Genomic DNA, 1,541 nt, shown 5'->3' with positions numbered 1-1,541 from the left:
TTGATGTTGCCCAAGGCGTCGTAGTCGACGTTGACCTGCTCACGGCCACTGACCTTGGACCACTTCAGGCGGTTGAGGTTGTCGTAGCCGAAGTCCTCTTGTATCGGCTCGTCACCACGGTAGTCATAGCGGTGCAGCAGGTTGCCCAGATCGTCCCAGTCGTATTCCTGGTCCTGCAGCTCCCCGAACAGGCCATTGAAGAGGTCGGCGCGTTGGAATCAACGACTCTGACCCCTTTGGCTCCTGATCTCTTGACTCCTTGATCCAGGACAACAACCAACTTTTTGAACATAGTAAATTGCCATCGTTCTCACCTACGGAGAGCTTTCAAATACTTCTGGATTTTTAATAGAGTGAGCAATCATATTCATACCATCATAGCCGTCCCCATAACGCGCATTAAACTTCCCAAAAACAGTAACGTATTTTCCATGAAAATCTCTAAGCTGCTCATAGTTGGCCTTTTCAGTTTCAAGGGCAACTACGTTATAGTGCTGAGGAATTTCATAATCTTTCGTATAAGGAGCCACTAAAACTGCCTGCTCTCCGACCAAAGAGAGTACACCGTCAACACTGATTTGGACACCATCCAAATTATTGTAATTAGCCTGCATTTCTACGTAAGGAATTGAGCAGTATAACTCGTCTCCTGTTTGTTTTTTAACCTTGGGACACACAACCATCTCATCATTTTCACTGTGAACAATGCATCCCCCAAAAAATAAAATTGAAAAGAATATAAATATAAACTTCATACCTAGCCCTCAGAAAACAGCATCGATATTGCTACCAGCTTACCCAGTCATTAGTTGATGAGTCATACTTTTCAAAGTAATTCCTAGAATCTCTCATCACTCCATTAACTCTATCTACGCCATAGTCGTAACCCCTGAATCGATACAAGCCATTAGTGTTCGACAGATATCCAGTGCTCCCGCTGCGGCGTGTAAACATGAGATCCCCACCGGAAAAAAATCTTCACTATTAGATCTTTGATGAGTATGAAACCAGTCCGTCCTTTTCCGAGCCACCATCGTTCCAACAACCTTGTTATGAAAAGACGTCTGTACATCTTCGATAATGTATCGGCCCTCTACTTGGGGCAGATACGCTCCGATTTCAATATCATATTTTTCAGCAATTCCTTGCAGCTTACTCCTCAAATAAACAGCTCCGTCTCCACTGGACTCGAACCCTTTTTTGTTTACAGTATCCGCATCAACGGCTAACTCTATCTCCTTACGTATTGCAGCTTTCTTGTGCTCAGAAAAGCGTTCTGGACCGGCATCCGGGCGACTGGAAGAACTTTTTGGCCGTAAATTCTCCGCCCCCTGCGCCACCGCCCAGGAGAATGCCGCATAAGCCGCCCCATTGGCAAACTTACCACCCGTCGCCTCCGATATCGACCCGGCGAGGACGCTGGAGGCGATCAGCTCGGCAGCGGCATTATCTAATCCTTGAACAAATCCGCCCGTTACAGCCCCCGTATACGCGCTGACAAACCCATGCCCGAACTTGCCGCCCCGGAGTGTTGAGGTGAT

The 1,541-nt window shown here is 47.0% G+C and carries 3 protein-coding genes; 1 reads left to right on the top strand and 2 read right to left on the bottom strand.

All coding sequences use genetic code 11. The features are described from left to right. Nucleotides 1–263: hypothetical protein (locus ACQCLF_RS15945; protein ID WP_426989066.1), on the top strand; the 263-nt coding region annotated here is incomplete at its 5' end. 51 nt (nt 264–314) lie between these two features. Here ACQCLF_RS15945 and ACQCLF_RS15940 read toward each other — a convergent pair. Further along, the gene (locus ACQCLF_RS15940; protein ID WP_426989064.1) at nt 315–755 is read right to left on the bottom strand and encodes a hypothetical protein; all 441 of its coding nucleotides are present in this window, start codon (nt 753–755) and stop codon (nt 315–317) included. A 114-nt stretch (nt 756–869) separates the two neighbouring features. Continuing rightward, nucleotides 870–1,541 (bottom strand): hypothetical protein (locus ACQCLF_RS15935; RefSeq protein WP_426989062.1); only part of this gene is annotated, 672 nt, incomplete at its 5' end.

Origin of the sequence: Marinimicrobium sp. ARAG 43.8, from assembly GCF_050113635.1 — a bacterium.
Classification (GTDB): domain Bacteria; phylum Pseudomonadota; class Gammaproteobacteria; order Pseudomonadales; family Cellvibrionaceae; genus Marinimicrobium.
This window is presented reverse-complemented; position numbering and strand designations above follow the sequence as displayed.

Coding starts and splice junctions, on each gene's coding strand:
- ACQCLF_RS15940 (WP_426989064.1), bottom strand. CDS start 755: ATGAAGTTTATATTTATATTCTTTTCAATTTTATTTTTTGGGGGATGC.